The organism is Microbacterium longlingense (assembly GCF_058349825.2).
Genome location: NZ_JBYRJA020000008.1, coordinates 90,058 through 110,696, shown reverse-complemented (window position 1 = coordinate 110,696; position 20,639 = coordinate 90,058). Strand labels below are relative to the sequence as shown.

The 20,639-nt window shown below is 70.7% G+C and carries 23 protein-coding genes; 17 read left to right on the top strand and 6 right to left on the bottom strand.

The annotated features are described in order from the left end of the window. The first annotated feature begins 112 nt into the window (after positions 1–112). Positions 113–1,633 carry a cellulase family glycosylhydrolase gene (locus AC3RXY_RS12520; protein WP_491511261.1) on the top strand — a complete coding sequence of 507 codons (1,521 nt, stop codon included), beginning with the start codon at positions 113–115 and terminating at the stop codon, positions 1,631–1,633. 48 nt (positions 1,634–1,681) lie between these two features. On the opposite strand, the gene AC3RXY_RS12515 is transcribed toward AC3RXY_RS12520, so the two are convergent. Continuing rightward, positions 1,682–2,278 (bottom strand): arsenate reductase/protein-tyrosine-phosphatase family protein, encoded by a 597-nt coding sequence (locus AC3RXY_RS12515; RefSeq protein WP_491511260.1) that lies wholly within the window; start codon positions 2,276–2,278, stop codon positions 1,682–1,684. A 75-nt stretch (positions 2,279–2,353) separates the two neighbouring features. Further along, on the bottom strand, positions 2,354–3,754 hold the full coding sequence (locus tag AC3RXY_RS12510; RefSeq protein WP_491511259.1) for a tyrosine-protein kinase domain-containing protein: 1,401 nt from the start codon (positions 3,752–3,754) through the stop codon (positions 2,354–2,356). A 493-nt stretch (positions 3,755–4,247) separates the two neighbouring features. Between AC3RXY_RS12510 and AC3RXY_RS12505 the strand changes: the two genes are divergently transcribed. From AC3RXY_RS12505 to AC3RXY_RS12430, 16 genes are all read left to right on the top strand, one after another. Next, a complete protein-coding gene (locus AC3RXY_RS12505) occupies positions 4,248–4,655 on the top strand; it encodes a prepilin-type N-terminal cleavage/methylation domain-containing protein (RefSeq protein WP_491511258.1) in 408 nt (135 codons plus the stop codon). Between the two features lie 8 nt (positions 4,656–4,663). Further along, positions 4,664–5,053 carry a type IV pilus modification PilV family protein gene (locus tag AC3RXY_RS12500; RefSeq protein WP_491511257.1) on the top strand — a complete coding sequence of 130 codons (390 nt, stop codon included), beginning with the start codon at positions 4,664–4,666 and terminating at the stop codon, positions 5,051–5,053. A gap of 24 nt (positions 5,054–5,077) precedes the next feature. After that, the gene (locus tag AC3RXY_RS12495) at positions 5,078–5,623 is read left to right on the top strand and encodes a PulJ/GspJ family protein (RefSeq protein ID WP_491511256.1); all 546 of its coding nucleotides are present in this window, start codon (positions 5,078–5,080) and stop codon (positions 5,621–5,623) included. Beyond that, positions 5,614–7,008 carry a hypothetical protein gene (locus AC3RXY_RS12490; RefSeq protein ID WP_491511255.1) on the top strand — a complete coding sequence of 465 codons (1,395 nt, stop codon included), beginning with the start codon at positions 5,614–5,616 and terminating at the stop codon, positions 7,006–7,008. Before AC3RXY_RS12495 ends, AC3RXY_RS12490 begins: the two co-directional genes overlap by 10 nt. A gap of 3 nt (positions 7,009–7,011) precedes the next feature. Then, positions 7,012–7,830, top strand: coding sequence for a prepilin peptidase (locus AC3RXY_RS12485; protein ID WP_491511254.1), 819 nt, complete (start codon positions 7,012–7,014; stop codon positions 7,828–7,830). 34 nt (positions 7,831–7,864) lie between these two features. Next, positions 7,865–8,881: a type IV pilus biogenesis protein PilM gene (pilM, locus tag AC3RXY_RS12480; RefSeq protein WP_491511253.1), complete on the top strand. Its 1,017-nt coding sequence runs from the start codon at positions 7,865–7,867 to the stop codon at positions 8,879–8,881. Next, entirely contained in the window at positions 8,878–9,627 is a 750-nt protein-coding gene (locus AC3RXY_RS12475; RefSeq protein ID WP_491511252.1) for a hypothetical protein, read from the top strand. Before pilM ends, AC3RXY_RS12475 begins: the two co-directional genes overlap by 4 nt. Next, positions 9,624–10,253 carry a hypothetical protein gene (locus AC3RXY_RS12470; RefSeq protein WP_491511251.1) on the top strand — a complete coding sequence of 210 codons (630 nt, stop codon included), beginning with the start codon at positions 9,624–9,626 and terminating at the stop codon, positions 10,251–10,253. The genes AC3RXY_RS12475 and AC3RXY_RS12470 overlap by 4 nt, the downstream gene beginning before the upstream one ends. Further along, positions 10,250–11,422: a type IV pilus twitching motility protein PilT gene (locus AC3RXY_RS12465; RefSeq protein ID WP_491511250.1), complete on the top strand. Its 1,173-nt coding sequence runs from the start codon at positions 10,250–10,252 to the stop codon at positions 11,420–11,422. The genes AC3RXY_RS12470 and AC3RXY_RS12465 overlap by 4 nt, the downstream gene beginning before the upstream one ends. Positions 11,423–11,425: 3 nt before the next feature. Beyond that, positions 11,426–12,661, top strand: coding sequence for a type II secretion system F family protein (locus AC3RXY_RS12460; RefSeq protein ID WP_491511249.1), 1,236 nt, complete (start codon positions 11,426–11,428; stop codon positions 12,659–12,661). A 55-nt stretch (positions 12,662–12,716) separates the two neighbouring features. Further along, positions 12,717–14,381 (top strand): GspE/PulE family protein, encoded by a 1,665-nt coding sequence (locus AC3RXY_RS12455; protein ID WP_491511248.1) that lies wholly within the window; start codon positions 12,717–12,719, stop codon positions 14,379–14,381. Between the two features lie 182 nt (positions 14,382–14,563). After that, positions 14,564–15,010 carry a 50S ribosomal protein L13 gene (rplM, locus tag AC3RXY_RS12450; RefSeq protein WP_491511247.1) on the top strand — a complete coding sequence of 149 codons (447 nt, stop codon included), beginning with the start codon at positions 14,564–14,566 and terminating at the stop codon, positions 15,008–15,010. A 26-nt stretch (positions 15,011–15,036) separates the two neighbouring features. Then, complete coding sequence (rpsI, locus tag AC3RXY_RS12445; RefSeq protein WP_491511246.1) at positions 15,037–15,513, top strand: 30S ribosomal protein S9; 477 nt, start codon at positions 15,037–15,039, stop codon at positions 15,511–15,513. A gap of 6 nt (positions 15,514–15,519) precedes the next feature. Beyond that, the gene (gene glmM / locus AC3RXY_RS12440) at positions 15,520–16,878 is read left to right on the top strand and encodes a phosphoglucosamine mutase (RefSeq protein WP_491511245.1); all 1,359 of its coding nucleotides are present in this window, start codon (positions 15,520–15,522) and stop codon (positions 16,876–16,878) included. Next, entirely contained in the window at positions 16,868–17,308 is a 441-nt protein-coding gene (locus AC3RXY_RS12435) for a VanZ family protein (protein WP_491511244.1), read from the top strand. Before glmM ends, AC3RXY_RS12435 begins: the two co-directional genes overlap by 11 nt. A gap of 370 nt (positions 17,309–17,678) precedes the next feature. After that, positions 17,679–18,230, top strand: coding sequence for a hypothetical protein (locus tag AC3RXY_RS12430; RefSeq protein WP_491511243.1), 552 nt, complete (start codon positions 17,679–17,681; stop codon positions 18,228–18,230). Positions 18,231–18,676: 446 nt separating this feature from the next. On the opposite strand, the gene AC3RXY_RS12425 is transcribed toward AC3RXY_RS12430, so the two are convergent. The 4 genes from AC3RXY_RS12425 to AC3RXY_RS12410 form a co-directional block, all read right to left on the bottom strand. After that, entirely contained in the window at positions 18,677–19,117 is a 441-nt protein-coding gene (locus tag AC3RXY_RS12425; protein ID WP_491511242.1) for a VanZ family protein, read from the bottom strand. Between the two features lie 10 nt (positions 19,118–19,127). Next, complete coding sequence (locus AC3RXY_RS12420) at positions 19,128–20,117, bottom strand: Ppx/GppA phosphatase family protein (protein ID WP_491511241.1); 990 nt, start codon at positions 20,115–20,117, stop codon at positions 19,128–19,130. Positions 20,118–20,189: 72 nt separating this feature from the next. After that, positions 20,190–20,342, bottom strand: a complete 153-nt coding sequence (locus AC3RXY_RS12415; protein WP_491511240.1) for a hypothetical protein — start codon at positions 20,340–20,342, stop codon at positions 20,190–20,192. A 137-nt stretch (positions 20,343–20,479) separates the two neighbouring features. After that, positions 20,480–20,626 carry a hypothetical protein gene (locus AC3RXY_RS12410; protein WP_491511239.1) on the bottom strand — a complete coding sequence of 49 codons (147 nt, stop codon included), beginning with the start codon at positions 20,624–20,626 and terminating at the stop codon, positions 20,480–20,482. Between the last annotated feature and the right edge of the window lie 13 nt (positions 20,627–20,639).

The window sequence follows — 20,639 nt, the reverse complement described above, 5'->3', positions numbered from 1 at the left end:
TCCTGACACACGCGCGGGGCTAGTTTAGGCGAGACGGCCCACGTCACGTGACCGTCGCCTCCCCCACCTCGCTACGTCGAAAGCCTTCCCCCCAATGACTGAACGACTGAGCATGACTCGGCGTACCCTCCTGAGTGCTGTGGCGCTCGGAGCGGGTGCCGCCGTGATCCCGTCCGTATCCGCCTCCGCCGCGACCCTCGCCCCCCGTGGTCCGGCCCTCCCGCAGTTCACGACGCCCCGCCCGGCGATCACCGCTGGCACACGCGGTCCCGTGGGCATCTCGGCCAACTCCGGCATCCTCTGGGAGACCCCGGCCACCCTCGCATCGAGCCTCGACTTCATGCAGGCGCTCGGCGTCACCGGCATCCGGATAGACATCCCGTGGCGCTGGATCGAGCAGAAGCGCGGCAGCTTCACCTGGACGCTCGTCGATCGTGTGGTCGACGCGGCACGCTCCCGCGGCATGAGCGTGCTCGGCGTGCTGACCACGACGCCGTCCTGGGCCGCGCAGGGGCGTTCCGCCAACCCGCAGACACCGCCCGCCGACCTCGGGGAGTGGGCGACGTTCGTGGGTCGTGCCGTCACCCGGTACCGCGGCAGGGTGTATGCCTACGAGGTCTGGAACGAGCCGAACGGCCGCGAGTACTACGCGCCGGATCCCGACCCGGCCGGCTACGCAGCCCTGGTGCGCGCCTCGGTTCCGGCGATCCGTCAGGCGGACCCTCAGGCCGTGGTCATCGCGGGGGTCCTGGGCCCGGCGCCGCAGATCGACGGGATGATCCCGGCGATCGACTTCTTCGCCGCGATGCTGGACGCGGGCGTCGGCGATGTCGACGCGTACTCCTTCCACCCGTACGACAACGACCACACGATGGCCCAGGCCGCCTTCTGGGACAACACCGCGATCCGTCAGGCCATCACGATGCACGCGATGCTGCGCGCGCGGGGGGAGGGGCACAAGAAGATCTGGGCGACAGAGTACGGCGCTCCGGCCGACCTGGGAGAAGACCGGCAGGCCGAGCTCATCGTCACCGGCGTCCAGCAGTGGCAGGAGTGCTCCTTCACCGGGCCGATGTACCTGCACCACCACCGCGATCAGTACGCGGGGGACAGCTATGGCCTGGCCACCGCAGCGCTTCAGCCGCGCTCTGCCGCGTACGCGGTGCAGCAGATCCATATCCAGCAGGCCTATCGGCAGTACGAGGCCGTCGTCTTCGCCGGGGCGGCGGACGCTGCGCTGGGCGCTGCGCTCAGCCCGGTCTATTCGCTGGCCGAGGGGCACGCGCAGGACTTCGAGGAGGGTTCGCGTTTCGCCGGGCCGGCTGGATGGCTCAGTGCGCCGACCCCGGTCGCCGACCTGCTGCGCCGCGCGAACCGTCAGCCCGCGGGTCCGTTCAACGGCCAGTGGCAGGCGGTCTACCTCCCCGGAGTCCCGGCGGCCAGCGGTTCGCGGATCTTCAGCTCCGAGGCGGGCACCTACCTGGTCTCCGGTGCGATCCTGGCCGCGTGGGAGGCGGGCATCGGCAACCCCGTCGCCGATCAGGTCGTGGTCGGCTCCGGCGTCGTGCAGGACTTCGAACAGGCCTCGATCGCCTGGAGCCCCGGTGTGCCGGTGACGGTCACCCGATACTGATCCGGGGCAGGCCGGGCCCTCGCCAGACGAGGGCCCGGCCTGCCGGGGTCAGGGCCGTGCTGCGACGGTGAGCACGCGCACGACCTGCTCGATGCCGGGCAGCAGCTCGGACGCGGAGCGCTGATAGGTGTTCCAGGAGCGTCGATAGGGGTCGACGACATCGTCGTCTGCGCCGTCTGCCGGCGGCGGGACCGTGCCGCGTCGCATCGCGACCTCGCTCACGGCAGCCCGCATGCGCGCGGCCGGGTCCGTTCCTGCCGCGACCGCGACGGCGCGGATCTCGTCGTCGGAGAGGTCCTGCGAGAGCCGCGCGAACTCACGCGCTGTGAAGGCGCGGCGCAGGCGGGATGGTGCGAGCTCCACCACTCTCCGGCGGTGCTCGCGGCTCATCGCCAGCACGAGGTCGGGCGTGGCCAGGTCGTGCTCTGCGAGATAGCGCGAGCGATGCCGGTCCGCATCCGCGGCGCTCGCGCCGAGCTCGCGCGCCAGTCGCTGGGCCTCCGCTGTCATCGGGGCGGCGTCCAGCCCCTGCGTGCCCGCGCTGTGCACGCGCACGTCGAGGTCGCCGAGTCCGCTCCGCAGCAGCACCTCCGCGAGCGGCGACCGGCAGATGTTGCCCGTGCAGACGGTCATGATCTCGAACATGTCATCCCCCTCGTCGTGATCGTCTCCCCCGATGCTACGGGGTGCGTGACGCGGCGCGCGTCCTCGGCGCCGTGCTCACGGGGCTGCCCTGGTGCGCGCGGCGCGGTCGGAGCGACGAGAGCCCGGTGCTGTACCGCGACGCGACGATGTCCTGGTGAGCACGATGCCGAGCGGCCGGGACGAGAGCCGTTCGAGCCGTCCCAGCGATCGCCTCAGCTGCGCGGTCGTCGTGCGCCGCGCCGCGGCGACGACCACCGCGCCGTCTGCGCTCGCCGCCAGGATCGCCCCGTCGGCGACCGCCAGCAACGGCGGGGCGTCGATGAGCACGATGCCCTCCTTCGCCAGCTCCGTGAGCAGCTGCCGCATGCGCCGGGAGCCCAGCAGCTCGGTCGGATTGGGCGGGGCGGTGCCGGCGGTCAACACGTGCAGATTGCGATGCGTGCCGAGCGTGTGCACCACGTCGGCGAGAGCCGCTGTCCCGATGAGCACATCGCTGAGTCCGCCGCCGTCGGGCAGGTCGAAGGAAGCGGCGACCGTCGGCCGCCGAAGATCCGCATCGAGGAGGAACACGCGCTGCCCGCTCGCGGCCAGCGCAACGGCGAGGTTGGCCGCGATGGCCGACGCACCCGTGCCCGGCAGGGGAGCGGCGACCACCATCGTCCGCGGCGGGTCGTCGATGTTGAGATATCGGAGGCTCGCGCGCAGCTGGCGGAACGATGCGGTGACCGCCGCGGTGCCCCCTCCGGCGCTCCGTCGCAGGACGGCGGCGGGCGACGCACCCAGGCGGTCGCCGTCCTTCAGGGCCGGCATGCTCGGAACGCTCCCGAGCAGCGCGGTGTCCGTCTCGCGCTCGATGCTCTCCCGGTCGCGGACGCGTCGGTTCGCGACGCGCAGGAACACGATCCCTGCCGGGCCCGCCGCGAACCCCAGCAGAGCGCCCAGGGCGATGGCCGGCCCCAGCCTCGGGAAGCTCTGGCCCGTCGGGGCGGCGGCCGGTTCGGCGGGGACCAGGCGCGGAACCGTCGCGCCGGCGGACGCGGTGTCGATGCCCTCGATCGCGGTGATGTGGACGATGGCGCCCTGCAGCCACGTGTCGGCGAGGGCGCGGGCCTCTGCGGCGGTGGCGGCCTCGGCGCTGACCCGGACGATCACGGAGCCGGCGGGGTTGGTCACGGAGACGCGATCCGCCAGGGCCGATGGCTCGATGTCCAGACCGAGCTGATCGATCACGGAGGCGGCGACGACCGGGCTCATGGCGAGATCGGCATAGCTCGCGGCGCGGAGAGCGGCCGCCGGTCCGTCCTGGCGTGCCCCGGCGTCGCCGGTGCCCGCGATGAGGAGCCCCGACGCGTCAGCGACGTAGAGGCGCGGCTCGATGGTGTACCAGCCGAGGGCGGCGCACATCCCCAGCAGGGTGGTGAGGACGATGATCAGCCACGGCGCCTTCCGGGCGGTCAGATGGCCACGAGCTTCCACGGCGCTCCTTGTCCGTCGGGGTGTGCCGTCGCGGACAGGCGAAGAAGCGCGGGGTTCGCGCGGTCCTGCTCTCGTTCACGCACATCCCTGATCAATATCTATTCGGCTGCATTCATTTACGTGCAGGTGAATAGATTTTGGCGGTGGGGGAGGGCTCCTTCGGCCGCTCCCATTGTGGCATAGCGGCGGCGGGCCGCCCGTCGATCTCTGCTTTGTTTCGGCGATGCCTGTCGCGGCTCGCTGCCCTCTCCTGGCGACGGCGGCCGATGCCGCGATGATCGCGATGCGGCGCGCTCTCCGCCGATTCTCCGGCCCCTGTGTCCGGGGCGCGAGGTGCTGAGCGCGGATGCGCGCAGAAAGTTGACAATGCGTGGCGGCATGCGGCATGCTCGCTCCGACTGGATCGAGCAATTCGGTTCACTTGAATACATTTCTGTTCATCTGAATACATTTCGCGAAAGCGCGATGCCGGATGAACGGTGGGGGGAAACACATGTCTCAGAGCGCTCTTCGTCGTGCCGTCGACGTGTCGGATCACCGGGTGCGGCGCGGCCCGCGAGGCGACGACCGCGGCTTCTCGCTGATCGAGCTGATCGTCGTCGTCGCCATCCTCGGCATCCTGATCGCGATCGCGATCCCGGTCTTCGGTGAGGTGCAGAAGGCCGCGGCCGACAACGCCGCGAAGTCCACGGCGGCGAACGCCGCGACGCAGGTGGCGTCGCAGCTGGCCGCGAACCCGAGCGGAACGCCCACGCTCCCGAAGGTGGATCCCCAGAGCAATATCACCGGCATCAGCTTCGCCGGAACCACGCCGACCTCGATCGACCAGGTCTGCGTGACGGTCACCTACAAGGGCGGCAAGGACGGTACCCAGACGGCCGGCCCCGGCTGCGCCCCGTAGTCCGAACCGTGCGTGCGCTGGCCGGTCGCGGGGGAGACGACGGCTTCACGATCGTCGAGGTCGTGGTCGCCATGGTGCTGCTCGGGCTGATCGCCGTGGCGATCCTGCCCGCTCTCATCCTGGGGATGGACGTCGTGACCGGCCAGAGCACCAAGGCCACCGCCCTGCACGCGGCGAACAGCGTCGTCGAGACAGCCAGGGCGAACCCGTCATGCACTGGTCTCGCGGCCGCCGCGGCCGAGCACGTCGTCGACGACGGGCGCGGGAACGCGCTCCGCGTGGTCGGATCCGTCGCCTCCTGCACCCCCGGAAGCGCGGTCGGCCTGCGCGTCACGGTGTCCGTCGACGGTGACGCCGACGTGTTGGCCGCCCTCGATGCCGTCGTCTACGTGCCCTGACCCCGAAACCTCATGATTCCACCGATGATCCGCCGTCCGGCCGTGCCCTGCCGCCGCGCCGAGCGCAGGCACGCCACGCGCGACGCCGGCATGTCGCTGGTCGAGCTGATCGTGGCGATCAGTCTGACCGCACTGGTCGGGGCCGGCGTGGCCGCAGTGCTGATGAACGTCTGGAACAGCCAGGCGGCGGTCACGGCGATCACCGAGGCGACCACACGGGGGGAGGTGGCCGCGATGATGATCGACAAGGCCGTGCGCAACGCCGAGGCCATCGAGGTCGCGGACGCCGGTGCCACCCTGCGCGTGCGCACGACGCTCGGCGGCACCGCGGCCTGCCAGCAGTTCACGGTGTACGGGGGAGAGCTGCGCGTGGCGCAGAGCGCCGGGGCGCTGCCGGAGCCGTCCGACGCCGCGGTGTTCTTCGCCGGCGTCGCCGCGGATGCCTTCACCCGCAGCGGTGCCGGGGTGGCCTATGTCCTGGACTTCTCACCGTCAGAAGCGAGTCTCGTGGTGCGCGGCACCGTGATGCCGCGGGGCCAGGTCGCCGGAGGGGGTGCGCCGTGCTGGTGATCTCCGGACGTCCCGGAGCGGCCGGCTCACGCCCGTGCGGTCGCGATGACGAGGGGGCGGCGCTGGTGGCGGTGCTCGTCGTCATGGTGGTCGGCTTCCTCGTGGTCTCGGTCGTGGGATCGGCAGCGATGTTCTCGCTGAGCTCATCGGTGCGTGACGCCGACCGGCTGCAGGCCTTCATCGCCGCGGAGTCCGGGCGTGACGTCGCCCTCGCCCAGCTCGCGGCCGGCAGCTGTGCGACAGCGGTCGGCGCTGGGTACACGGCGACCGTGCATCCGTCGTCCGCCGCGACAGCACCGGCGAACGCCGACACCCTCCCGGCGGGCTGCCCCGATGCCGCCACGACCTTCGTGGTGATCCGCGCGCAGGGGACGGCGGGCGGCGCGAGCAGCACGGTCGATGCCGTCTACGAATGGCGCGTGGAGCAGGAGGTCGTCCGCATCGGCGGGTCGGTGGGCAAAGACGACCTGGCGGGCATGACCACCACCGGCTTCCTCAATGCCTACAGCGGGGACATCGTGCTGCGCCGCGGGAACTTCACCTGCGTCGGTCAGGCCGACTTCGACGGCAGCGTCTACGTGCTCGAGGGGAGCGCGAACCTCATCGGGCTGTGCACCATCCGAGGGGACCTCTACGCCCGCGACGGCGTCTTCCCGCCGTTTCTCGCCGGCCTCGTCGTGCGCGGCAGCATCTATACCGGGGCGGCACCGGCCGGCCTGGCGATCCCGCCCGACGCGATCCGCGAGGCGACCAGGTGGTTCGATCTCGACGAGCACAGCGTGTGGCCGGGCTTCGCCACCGAGGCGGTGCTGGCCCCCGGAGCGTGCAACACGGCGGCGGTCCGCGAGCAGCTCCGATCGATCATGGAGAGCCCCGGAGACCCTGCACGCATCGACGCTAGCGCGTGCAGCGACCGTATCGATATGAGCTCCTTCCTGACGTCGATCTCGATGCAGCGCGACGTCGCCCTCATCGTCGACCAGGGCTTCCGGCTCACGGCCGGCATGCTCACGGGATCGGGGCACCGCCTCTTCGTCGTGCAGACGAACACCAGTCCTGACCCGACCGCGCCGGCCCCGGTCTGCGCGGGGCGGCCCGGAGTGACCGTCACCGTCGGCAGCGGCGGGGGCGGCTCGCCGGACATCTTCATCTACAGCCCGTGTGAGGTCCAGACGCTCGGCGCGTTCCTGAGCACCTTCCGAGGCCAGGTCGTCTCACCGCAGTCGAGCAGCTGGTCGCTCATCCTGGGCGGCACCCAGTGCCGCGCCTTCGCCGTCGAGGGGCTGTTCGACCTGCGCTGCCGGCTGGACGACACCGGCGGGAGCACGAGCATCGGCGGCTCCCGGAGCGGTCCCGGCGCCCTCGTCGCGCAGACGGAGCACTGACGCATGCCCCCGGCGCTCTTCATCGGATCGGCCGCGCTGCTCGGCGCGGCCGTGGGATCCTTCGCTCAGGCGACCGCTGTGCGCATGGCCAGCGGTGTCTCGCTGCTGCGGGAGAGCCGGTGCGACGCGTGCCATACCGCCCTGCGATGGCATCAGAACATCCCGGTTCTCTCCTGGCTCGCGCTGCGCGGGCGCTGCGGCCAGTGCTCCGCCGTCATCCCCGCGCGCACGGTCGTGATCGAGGTGCTCGGCGCGCTGGGCTTCGCTCTCGTCGCGGTGTGGCTGCTGCTCAGCGCTCCCGTCCGGGCCGGCGCGGATGCGGCGATCGCCGCCGGCCCCGCCTGGTGGCTGGCCGCAGCGGCGTGGGGTGTGCTGGCATCGGCATCGATCGTGCTCGCCCTGGTCGACATCGACACCCATCGCCTCCCCGATGCGATCGTCCTGCCCGCGACGGCGATGGGCGGAGCCGCCCTCGCCGCTGCGGGGATCGCGGCGGGGGACCACGCAGCGCTGCTGCGCGCGGCCGCGGGCGCTGTGGCGCTCGGCGGCGGCTATCTCGTGATCCGCTGGATTCGGCCGGACGGCATGGGGGGCGGCGATGTCAAGCTCGCCGCCCTGCTGGGCCTCTACCTCGGACATGTCGGGTGGGGGGCGCTGTTCGTCGGCGCGCTCGCCGGATTCGTCTGGGGTGCGCTGTTCGGGCTGGCCCTGCGCCGGCGGGGCGCTATCGCATTCGGCCCGTGGATGATCCTGGGCGCCTGGACGGGCGTCGTGGTGGGAGAACAGCTCTGGGGCGCCTACCGGCGCCTGTGGGGGGCGTGATGGTGAGCATGTGCTTCGGAAAGGAGAAGGCGCTGTGACCAAGACCTCGATCGGTCTCGAGATCACCCAGACCGCCGTGCGCGCGGCGGAGGTGCGCATCAGCGGGCAGCCGAGGATCGTGCGCTACGCCGAGGTGGAGCTGCCCGCCGGGGCCGCGCACGACTCGGAGGTGCTGGACGCTGGCATCGTCTCGGACGCGCTGAAGCAGCTGTGGACCGCGGGTGGCTTCTCCACGCGCAGGGTGGTCCTCGGTGTCAACAGCTGGCGCGTGCTCGTGCGGGACTTCGCCACCGCGCTCATCGACCAGCGCGCGATCGCCGAGTCGCTGCCGTTCGAGGCGGGCGAGCTGCTGCCGGTGTCGAGCGACAGGGCGACGCTCGACTTCGTCGCGACAGCGGTCTCCGACGAGGGCACCGCCGGGCTCCTCGTGGCGGCGAACGCCCCGTCGGTCGATGCGCTGCTGGGGGCGCTCGCCGGGGCGCGGCTGCATGCGACGTCCGTCGACCTGCTGCCGCTCGGCCTGGTGCGTATCGCCGGGCAGATCGCGCCGGAGCGGACCGTCCTCATGGTCCATATCGGCAGCCACACCACCGCGATGGCACTCGTCGACCGAGGCGTGCCCGTGTTCGTGCGCATGCTCCCGGCGGAGATGCGCATCGCGGGCGACGGCGACGACCCCGCCTTCGACGACGCGCCGATGTTCGCCGGACGCGGTGATCGACGCCGGGAGACCGAGCGTGCAGATCAGGAGCGCAGACGGCGGGAAGCGGTGGAAGACCTCGCTGCGCGGTTGCGGAGCACCCTGCAGTACTACCGCACCCGCGATGGCTCATCCCGCTCGGCGCCGCCGGCCGAGGTCGCGGTGCTCAGCGGCCGGGCAGCCATGTCGCCGCTGGTGCAGACCCAGCTCTCCGACGCCATGAACGCGCCGGTCGAGCTGTTCGACCCGACGCAGATCGTCCGCCTGCGCGGCAAGGTGCGCGCGGCGGGCAATGCCCAGCGCCAGGACCTGGTCGGGGTCCTCGGACTGACGGTGGGGGCTGACGCATGAGCGGCCCGGCGGCGGACACCGACCTTCTGCGGGGGATAGGGACCCCCTCCTCGGCCGACCCTGCCATCGCTCGCAGCCGCCCGGCGGCCGATGTCGCCGGGCCGGAACCGGGGGAGGCCGCGGCGGCGACGCGGCGGGCTTCCGGGCCGTTCCGCGTCAACCTGGTGCCGCGTGTCGAGCGGGATCGCCGGCGCCGCTCCGCGGCTGTCCGGCTGTGGACCAGCGCGGCGCTGGTCGCAACGGTCGTCGCCGGCGGCCTCGTGGCCGGCTCGTGGCTGCTGCAGCTGCGCGCGGAGCAGCGTCTCGCCGCGGAGCAGGCCCTCACGGGTCGCCTCGCCGAGGAGCTGCGCGGATACGAGGACGTCAGCGGGGCGCTGCGCATCCGCGACGCGCTGGTGATCATGCGCGCCGACGCGATGGCCTACGACACCGCCTGGCAACCGCTCATCCAGCGGATCGTGGCGGTGCTCCCGGCAGACACCACGATCAGCGGATGGTCTCTCGTCGCTGGCGCTGCTCCGGCTCCCGGCGACGACCCGGCGGCGGCGAGCGGGCAGGTCGGGACGATCGAGCTGCGCGCGCCCCAGCCCATCGACCTCGTCACCGTCGTCCGGCGTATCGAGGGGGTGCGCTCGGTCGACGCGCAGAGCGTCGAGAGCAGGGGAGACGGCTACTACCGCACGGTGCTCACGATCGAGTTCGATCAGTCCGTGTACACGGGCGCCTACGCGCAGGAGGCGAAATGAACCGGCTCACTCACCGTGGCATCACGCTCATCGGCGTCATCGGCACACTCGGAATCCTCCTGATCGGCGTCCTCGCGGCGCTTCCGCTCTACCTCAGCGCGACGAGCGCAGACGCAGAGGCCGATCGCATCGTGCAGACCTCGGGGCTGCAGCAGACCCGGCTCGATGCGCTCACGCAGGAGAGTGAGCGCATGGCGGAGCTCGCCGAGGAGGTGACAGCGCTCCGCGCGCAGATCCCGATCGGCCCGCACCGCGACCAGGCCACGGAGCTCGTCGCCCGCGCCGCCGCCGCGCAGGGCGCATCGGTCGAGCGGATCGCGATCGGCGACCCCGTTCCCTTCGCGGTCCGCACCCCGGAGCTGGCCGGGGCCCAGCACGCCGGCGCCGGCGCCGGCGCCGATCGTCCGCAGCAGGAGGCCGATTCCGCCCAGCAGCAGATCGACGTTGTCGCGACGGTGAGCGGCCCGGACGCGTCCGCGCTCGCGCGCTTCCTCGACGCCCTGCGGGGCGGACCGCGCCGGGCCGCGATCACCGCGGTCTACGCGGAGGAGGCCGGGCAGGAAGGCGCCCTCCGGCTCACGGTCTCCTTCCTGGTCTTCCTGGACACCACCGGCGGGCAACCGTGACGCCGACCGACGCGGCCGGTGCGTCCCCCTCGCCCGCCGGGGGCGTTGCCGGGGAACTGGAGGAACTGCTGCGCACCGCGGTCGACCGGCGAGCGTCCGACATCCACCTCACCGCGGGGCTGCCCCCCGTGGTGCGCCTCGACGGCGCGCTGATCGGCCTGGTCGGACACGAGCGCGATCTGCCGCCGGAGTGGATGGCGGAGGCGATGCACGGCATCATGGGGCGTCGCCACCGCGGAATGTTCCAGGCCAACAGCGAGGCCGACTTCTCCCACGCGATCCCGGGGGGCGTGCGCTTCCGCGTCAACGTCTTCCAGCAGCGCAGCGGCCTTGCCGCCGCCTTTCGGCTGATCCCCGCCACCGCACCGACGCTGGAGCAGTACCGGATCCCGCTGATCGCCCGCGAACTCGCCCTGAAGCCCTCCGGCCTGGTGCTCGTCACAGGCCCCACCGGCTCGGGAAAGTCGGCGACGCTGACGGCGATGGTCGACATCATCAACACCGAGCGCTTCGTGCACGTCGTGTCGATCGAAGACCCGGTCGAGTACCTCCACACCAGCCGCAACTCCCTGATCCACCAGCGCGAGATCGGCGCGGACACCGAGTCGTTCGCGAACGCGCTGCGATACGTCCTGCGGCAGGATCCCGACGTGATCCTGCTGGGGGAGCTGCGAGACATCGAGTCGATCACCGTGGCGCTCTCGGCCGCCGAGACCGGGCAGCTGGTGCTGGCCACCCTGCACACCCAGAACGCCGCGAGCACCATCAACCGCATCGTCGACGTCTTCTCCGCCGATCGGCAGCAGCAGGTGCGCGCGCAGCTCGCCGAGACCCTGCGCGGCGTGATCAGCCAGCGGCTCGTGCCGCGGGTCACAGGACGCGGGCGAGTACTCGCGACCGAGGTGATGGTGCAGACGCACGCGATCGCCAACCTCATCCGCGAGGGACAGGTGCAGCAGCTCTACTCCGTGCTGTACTCCGGCTCGGAGCACGGCATGCACACCATGGACCAGAGCCTGCGCACCCTGATCGCGGCCGGCGAGGTCGACTACAACGTGGCGCGCACGATGGTCAGCGATCCGCGCTCGCTCGACGACGTGCGCGTCGCGGACTCCGATCTCACCGACGCGCCCTGGGGGGCGCTGCATCAGCCGCGCTGGGGGGCATGACTCATGGCGACCACCGACACCTACACCTACCGGGCCGCGCAGCCCGGACGCAAGTCGCCAGTCAAGGGCGCGATGGAGGCCGCGAGCGAAGCCGCCGTGATCAACCGTCTCCGGCAGCAGGGGCTCGTCCCGCTCGACGTGGCGCTGATGCCGAAGACCGGGCTGCGCCGAGAGATCCGGTGGGGGCCGCAGCGGCGGGTGCCGCCGGCGGCTCTCGCGCTGTTCGCGCGGCAGACGGCGAGCCTGGTCGGCGCCGGGCTCCCGCTGATGCGCGTGCTGGGGATCCTGATCGACCAGACCGGCGACAAGACGCTGCGCCGTGCGCTCGAAGCGGTGCGCAGTGATGTCGAGTCGGGTGCGGCCTTCTCCGCAGCGCTGGGCCGGCACGAGCAGGTCTTCCCGCCCCTGCTGGTCAGCCTGGTGCGGGTGGGGGAGACCGGCGGGTTCCTGGACAGATCCCTCGCCTCCGTCGCGACGCTGTACCAGTCCGACGCCGAGCTGCGCGACAAGATCCGCGCCGCCACGACATACCCCGCGGTCGTGCTGGTGGTGGCGCTGCTGGCGGCCATCGGGATGGTGACCTTCATCGTGCCGATCTTCAACGACATGTTCTCCGCCCTCGGCGGGGAGCTGCCGCTGCCGACCCGGATCCTTGTGACGCTGTCGAACAACATGGTGTGGCTGCTTCCGGCCCTGATCGTGGTGATCGCGGCGGTCGCCGCGTGGTGGTTCGCCAATCGGAACAGCCGGCGCGTGCGGCGGGTGATCGACCCGCTGCTGCTCAAGCTGCCGATCATCGGCCCCCTGCGCACCAAGATCGCGGTCGCCCGGTTCGCCCGCAATCTGTCGATGATGGTCGCCGCCGGGGTGCCGCTGCTCTCGGCGCTCGAGACGGTGAGCAAGGCGGCCGACAACGTCGCCATCGACGACGCCCTGCGAGCGGTGCGGGACTCGGTGCGCGCCGGCAAGTCGTTCGCCGCGCCGCTGGCGGCGTCCGGCGTCTTCCCGCCGATGGTGTCGCAGATGGTCGCGGTCGGGGAGGAGTCCGGGACCCTGGCCGAGATGCTCGGGTCCGTTGCGGACTTCTACGAGTCGGAGTCCCAGAGCGCCACCGAGCAGCTCACATCGGTGATCGAGCCGGTGCTGATCGTGGGACTCGGAATCCTGATCGGCGGCATGGTGATCGCCCTGTACATGCCGATCTTCAGCCTCTATGGCCAGATGAACCAGGCCGGGTGAGCCGGTCGTCATCGTCGCGAACGAGCGTGAGCAGCAGCAACAAGTGAGGAGTGCCGTGGAGAGCATCGGAGACGCCCTGGTATCGATCGGAGCGCTGGACCCATCGGCCGCCGGTGACCCGCCGGAACCGCACCTCAGCGATGCGCAGGTGCTTGCCGATCTGGTGCGCGCCCAGCGCATCACCGAGGATCAGGCCGCGCACGCGCTGTCGCTGCGCACGGGGTATGCGCGGATCGACCTGATGAGCGCCGTGATCGACCCCACGGCGGTCGCGCTCATCCCCGGCGCGCTGTGCCGGCGGCATCGGCTGGTCCCGGTTCGCCGCGAGGGCACCCGGCTGGTGGTGGCGATGCTGGACCCGGCGGATCTGCGTGCGACAGACGACGTCGCCAGTCTGACCGGGCTGGTCGTCGTCCCGGAGATCGCGACGGACACCGCGCTGCGATTCGCCTGGGGGCGCCATGTGCGCAGCGACGACGAGATCAGTGAGCTGTCATCGACCCTCGGCGAGGCCGCGGACGCCGTCGACCCGCTCGCCGGGATGTTCGAGAGCGAAGACGAGTCGGCACCGGTGGTGCGGTTCGTCAACCTGCTCATCACCCAGGCCATCATCGACCGCGCCAGCGACATCCACGTCGAACCGGGGGAGCACGACCTCACCGTCCGCTACCGGATCGACGGGGTGCTGCATGAAGTGCAGCGGGCGGACCGGGCGATCCAGGACGGCGTCATCTCCCGGCTCAAGATCATGGCCTCGATCGACATCGCCGACCGTCGTCGTCCGCAGGACGGCCGCCTGAGCGTCCCCCACGAGGGGCGCATGGTCGATCTGCGCGTCGCGACGCTCCCCACGGTCTGGGGCGAGAAGATCACCATGCGCATCCTCGACAACTCTCAGCAGCGCATCTCGCTTCGTCAGCTCGAGCTCTCCGCCCGCAACCGGGAACGACTGGAGGAGGCCATCCGCCGGCCGCACGGGATGCTGCTCGCGACGGGGCCAACCGGTTCAGGCAAGTCGACGACGCTCTACGCGGCGCTGGACAAGATCGCCCGCCCGGAGGTGAGCGTCGTCACGGTCGAGGACCCGGTCGAGTACCGGGTGCCGGGGATCAACCAGGTGCAGGTCAACCCCAAGGCCGGGCTGACGTTCGCGACAGCGCTGCGCTCGATCCTCCGCATCGATCCGGACATCATCCTCGTCGGCGAGATCCGCGACCATGAGACGGCCACGACGTCGATCGAGGCGGCGCTCACCGGCCACCTGGTCTTCTCGACGCTGCACACCAACGACGCTCCCAGCGCGGTCACCCGTCTGGTGGAGATCGGCGCGGAGCCCTATCTGGTGGGCAGCGCCCTGACCGCGGTGGTCGGCCAGCGGCTGACACGGCGGCTCTGCCGCAGCTGCCGAGAGCCCCTCACCGACAGCTCGGAGATCCTGGAGAGCGTGGGCTTCCCGCGGGAGGAGGGCGCCACGCCGACGGTGTTCCGCCCGGTCGGCTGCGCGGCCTGCGCCCACACCGGGTACCGCGGGCGGCTCGCCCTGCACGAGGTGATGACGGTCACAGAGCGCATCGAGCACGAGGCGCTCACCGGCGTGCCCAGCTCCGTGCTGCGTCAGGTGGCGATCGACGAGGGCATGGTGCCCCTGCGCACCGACGGCTGGCAGAAGGTCGCGGCGGGTCTCACGACCATCGAGGAGGTCCTCCGCGTCACCGTGTGAACAGTGCGCGCAGCGACCGCGTTTGGCGCAGGACCCGCGATGCCCTAAGCTGGACCCTTGGTGTCCGCCTGCCGGACGCCACGAACGTGAGCCCTCCACTGGCGTGTTCTCGGACCCTGTCCCAGAACCACCCCGGAGCGGGATTCACGAACTTCTCCGTTCGAACAGAAAGCAGCACTCTCGTGACTCGCACCTACACCCCCAAGGCTGGCGATGCCCAGCGCCAGTGGCTCGTGATCGACGCCACCGACGTCGTCCTCGGCCGACTGGCCTCGCACACCGCGGCACTCCTGCGCGGCAAGCACAAGCCGACCTTCGCCAACCACATCGATCAGGGTGACTTCGTCGTCATCATCAACGCCGACAAGGTGGCGCTGACCGGTCAGAAGCTCCTGCAGAAGAAGGCCTACCGTCACTCCGGCTACCCGGGTGGCCTCAAGTCGGTCAGCTACGCCGAGCTGCTCGAGAAGAACCCGGTGCGTGCCGTGGAGAAGGCCGTCCGCGGCATGCTCCCCAAGAACAGCCTGGGTCGCCAGCAGCTGTCCAAGCTGAAGGTCTACGCCGGTGCAGAGCACCCGCACGCCGCTCAGCAGCCCCAGACCTACACTCTCGACCAGGTCGCCCAGTAAGCGCCCAGAAGATCCAAGGACAACTGATGTCGACCATCGAAGAATTCCCGCAGAACTACTCCACCGAGACCCCCGACGCGCCGGCGGCTGAGGCCACCGCCCGTCCGGTCCTCTCCGTTCCCGGCGCAGCCGTCGGCCGTCGCAAGCAGGCCATCGCCCGCGTGCGCCTGGTCCCCGGCTCCGGTGTCATCACCGTCAACGGCCGCACCCTCGAGGACTACTTCCCGAACAAGCTGCACCAGCAGCTGATCAACGACCCGTTCACGGTTCTCGAGCTGAGCGGCTCGTACGACGTGATCGCCCGTATCGCCGGTGGCGGCCCCTCGGGTCAGGCCGGTGCGCTGCGCCTCGGCATCGCCCGTGCCCTCAACGGCATCGACGTCGAGAACAACCGCCCGACCCTGAAGAAGGCCGGCTTCCTCTCGCGCGACGCTCGCGTGAAGGAGCGCAAGAAGGCTGGTCTCAAGAAGGCCCGTAAGGCGCCTCAGTACTCGAAGCGCTAAAGCTTCATGGCGCTGTTCGGTACGGACGGTGTGCGGGGCCTGGCCAATGGCCTCCTCACCGCCGACCTCGCGCTCACCCTGGCCCAGGCGACTGCCGTCGTCCTGGGCCAGGGCCGTATCGCGGAGGCTCGTCAGACCGCCGGGAAGCGGCTCACCGCCGTCGTCGCGCGTGACCCGCGTATCTCCGGCCACTTCCTCAGTGCCGCCGTCGAGGCGGGACTGGCGTCGTCCGGCGTCGACGTGCTCGATGCCGGGACTCTGCCGACCCCGGCGGCGGCCTTCCTGATCTCCGACATCGACGCCGACTTCGGTGTGATGATCTCGGCATCGCACAATCCCGCACCGGACAACGGCATCAAGATCTTCGCCCGCGGCGGGGTCAAGCTGCCCGACGAGGTCGAGCAGCGCATCGAGGCCGCCATGGCCGGACCGAAGCTGCAGCCGACCGGTGACGGCGTCGGTCGCGTGCGGCGCTTCGCCGACGCAGAAGACCGGTACGTCATGCACCTGCTGGCGTCGCTGCCGCATCGGCTCGACGGACTGCACGTCGTGGTCGACTGTGCGCACGGCGCGGCGTCCGGCGCGTCACCAGAGGCTTTCAGCGCCGCCGGTGCCAAGGTCACGGTGATCGGGGCGGACCCGGACGGCATCAACATCAACGACGGCGTCGGCTCGACGCACCTCGACAAGCTCGCCGCCGAGGTCGTGCGCGTGGGCGCCGACGTCGGCATCGCGCACGACGGCGACGCTGACCGGTGCCTGGCGGTCGACGCCGACGGCAACATCGTCGGGGGCGACCAGATCATGGCCATCCTGGCGCTGGCCATGAAGCAGCGCCGGCGGCTGGTCGACGACACGCTCGTGGCCACCGTGATGAGCAACCTCGGCCTGCACGTCGCGATGCGCGAGCACGGGATCACCGTCCGCCAGACCGCGGTCGGTGACCGCTACGTGCTCGAGGACATGAACGCCGGTCGGTACTCCCTGGGCGGCGAGCAGTCCGGTCACGTCATCATGAGCGACTTCGCCACGACGGGCGACGGCGTGCTCACCGGCATGCACCTCGTGGCGGAGATGGCTCGCCAGCGCAAGACGCTCGCAGAGCTGGCGTCGGTCATGACGGTGTATCCGCAGGTGCTGATGAACGTCCCTGGCGTGGACAAAGACCGCGTGAACGACGACGAAACCCTCCAGGAGGCGGTGCGCGACATCGAGGCAGCCCTCGGCGACAGCGGCCGGGTGCTGCTGCGCAAGTCCGGCACCGAGCCGCTCGTGCGCGTGATGGTCGAGGCCGCCGACGCGGCGTCGGCTCAGACGTACGCTGAGCAGCTCGCCGCGGTGGTGCGGGAGCGCCTTGCCCTCTGATCCTCCCGGGCGCCGTTCGCCGTACGAGCGCCCGGGGTTCTGGCTTGCCCTCTATGCGCTCGCCCTGACATTCGTGGCCTTCTGGCCGGAGCACGTCGACGCCGGCATCGCGCCGTTGCTGAAGAAGATCATCGCGCACGTTCCGCTGCTCACGTACGACCGGGTCGAGTTCGGCGCCAACATCCTCCTCTTCGTGCCCCTGGGTGCTCTCCTGGCCCTGATGCTGGGGCGGCCGAACCGCTATCTCGTGCTGCCGATGGGCATGCTGGTCTCGCTCATGATCGAGTCGGTGCAAGCGATCGCCCTGGACGGGCGGACGCCGTCGGTGATGGATCTGGTGGCCAACACCGCCGGCACCTGCCTCGGCATGCTGACGGTGGCCTTCGCCGAGCATCTTGCGGCGACGCGGTCGGCGCCGCCGGACGTATAGACGTATAGCGGCGTACGGGACGGCCCAGGCGCGGACCGCCGCCGGGGTGTGGCTGAGCCGATGCTTTCCGGGGTCGACGATCCCAAGACATTCATGCCGTGTCCGTGCTTGTCTGCGCGTGCACGAACGCTCCCTTTCGGGATGGGGCACCAGTGTTCGGGATGGGGCGCCAGTGAGAATACCGAGCGCCGGTGGCTCGGTGGTGCCGGCCGTGCGCTGGCTGCGGAAATGGTCCGAAAAGTATTCGTCGCGCGGAAGGGCGTGATCGAGACCCGGGGATTCCGAGATTTCCTCTGTTATCCTGTGGCCTTCCCCAATCGTCTGACATGTAGACGATTCCGTACGAGAATGCTTCATGAATGAGGATTGAATGAGCGATCGGACCCCCCAGGTCGGCTCTGCGGCCACATCCGGCGGCATTGATCGCCGCAAGCTCATGAAAATCGGCGCCTGGGCGGCTCCGGTTGTCGTCGTCACTATTCCGCTGGGCATGGCGGCAGCGAGTGCGCGTTCGGTGTGGACGGCGGCTGTCATCCACGCGTACGCACCGAACGCGCGGGTGTCCTGGGACAAGAAGATCGCGCTGGACGCCGCGCAGATCCAGTATGAAGCGAATATCGCGGCGCGCGCGGCGGGCGTGTCCTATCCGGACACGCCGGCTCAGGCGGTGGTCACCTGGTCTGTCATCGTCGAAGACGCCGGCGGCGTCGAAGTCGCGGTGCTCGTTCCGGCGACCGACGTCACCCTGGGCCGGAACGCGAATCAGCAGTTCGGCGGCACAGCGACGACCGTTCTGCCCGCGGGCACATATCGCGTCGTCCAAAGAATCCAGTACGTCGCTTACTCGCCGGAGATCGTCGGCGATGTGAGGTTCCTGGGTGAACTTCCGGCCGACGCCGTCACGACTCTCACCATTTCCTGAGGCACGAAGGCCATTTCCTGACGCACCAGGGCCATTTCCTGATGCACCAGGGCCATTTCCTGATGCACCAGGGACCGGCCCCGATGTCCGCGGAACCGTCCCGATGGGATTCTGTGACGGCGACCGTTTCGGAGGGTGCCGGACAGGGGACGCCTCCGGAGGGGAACCCCTGCGAGGCGCGATGAGATGACACGGGCTGTTCACGACCACGAAGACGCGCGGAGCGGAAACAGCGCGACGATGCGCGCCCGCCCGCAATCGCAGACCACCGATGCTGCTGTTTCCGTTCCTGCGGTGGTGCTGCCGATCTCAGGGGGAGAACGACGCACGCCCACTGTCTATGCGGCGCCTCGTGTCCGCGGACTCGCTGGCGCCGCAGGTGAGGCGACGAGATCGGTCGGTACAACGACGATCTCGGTGTCGGCGCGAGCGGGACGGCGGCGCGGTCAGGGTCGATGTCCTCGGCGCGTGCGCCGCCAGAGTGCGACGAGAGCAACCCCGACCGCGGTGCCGAGGGCGTTGGCGATCACGTCGGAGATCGTCGAGACGCGGCCGGGCACGAGCAGCTGCGTGAGCTCGATGAGGATGCTCGATCCGGCGCCCAGGGCGACGACGAGCCAGCCGGACAGCCGCGGCCACGCCACCGGGATGAGCACGCCGAGCGGACAGAACAGGGCGATGTTCGCGGTGAACTCCAGCACCGCGTAGATGTGCGTGAACGCGAGTCCTGTCAGGTCCGCGGCGATCTGCGCCACCGTCGCGACGATCCCCGTGACTTTCCCGGCATCCTCACCCGGCAGGAGCGTGATCAGCAGCAGTCCGACCAGATACGGCACCAGCAGAACCCTGGCCGCCCAGACGGCGGGGGTGGTTCGGGAGCGGGGCATCCTGTCGATGCTACGCGGCGTCGGAGCCGGGTGCGGCCGCCACCTCGGAGGCCGGCACGAGCCCCGGCACGCTCCACGCGAGCGTCTCGATGTAGCGCAGCAGCACGCCTTCGCGCAGCGCCCACGGGCTCACCTCGAGCTCGTCCACGTCGAAGGCCTTCATCGCCTGATGAACCACGACGGCGGCGGCCACGATCTGGAAGGCGCGGTCAGCCGTGATTCCCGGCAGGGTGTCACGCATGTCTGCCGGGATGCGGGCCAGGCGGGGGATCCAGGACTTCAGCGCCGCGCGGGGGAGGATCATGCGCTCGACACCGGACCAGCCCGGCACCGGGTAGCCGGCGAGCTTCGCGAGCGAGCGGATCGCCTTCGACGAACCCACCACGCGATGCGGATCGGGGAGAGAGCTGAAGCGCTCGGCGACCGGCGCGATGGTCTGGCGCGCGTGACGCCGCAGCGCATCGAGGGCTTCGTCAGACGGCGGGTCCTCCGGCAGGAGCTCGATCGTCATCCGGCCGGCTCCCAGCGGCACCGAAGCCGCCGCATCGGGCAGCTCGTCGTCCCCGGCGGCGATCTCCAGCGAGCCGCCGCCGATGTCGAACAGGAGGATCTGCCCGGCAGACCAGCCGAGCCAACGGCGCACCGCCAGGAAGGTGTAGCGGGCCTCGTCCTCGCCCTGCAGCACCTGCAGGGGCTGGCCGAGGGCCGCCTCGATCCGCGTGATGACCTCGGCGCCGTTGGTCGCCTCTCGCACGGCGCTCGTCGCCGTGGCGAGGAGCTCTTCGACGCCCTCGGTCTCCGCGATCGCCCGAGCCTCGCGGGCCGCGGTCTCCAGAGCACGGATGCCCAACTCGCTGAGGGACCCGTCCGGCTGGAGGTAGCGCATCAGCCGCAGCACGGTGCGCTGACTCGTCGAGGCCAGCGGCCGGCCTCCGGGATGGGCGTCGGCGACGAGCAGGTGCACGGTGTTCGAGCCGATGTCGAGAACTCCCAGTCGCACTCACACAGGGTACCGTCCCGGGGCCGCGAGCGGCGACGGCTCAGGGCACACGGAACTCAGGGCACACGGAACTCAGAGCAGACCGAACTGCACGGCGACGCCGGAGCCGAGCAGGGCCAGCACCGCGCCGCTCAGCACGGCGATCGCCCATCCGGGCATCCCGCCGTATTCCCGCCGCCACCACGGGTCGCGGCGATAGGGGTCGTGAGGGCGTCGTCTGGCCATGCCTGACGCTAACCCCGGCATCTTTCGGCGCTGCGTCGCGCCGGTGACGACGGTGTTACACCGCGGTGGACAACGGCCGGCGGCGGCTGCGGATCACCGCCGGCGCCGTTGCCGGAGATCCGCCGCCGCCGCCGGGTCTAGCGGCCCCCGGAGGGGGCGTGCGGCTCGGAGACGACGGTGCGCCCGGCTGCCGATCGGCCGGGCGCACCGCTGCCCTCGCGGTTCCCCACCGCGCGTTCCCCCTGCGCGGCGGTACGGGACTCGAGGTTCGGGTGAGCTGCCATGCGACGACCGTAG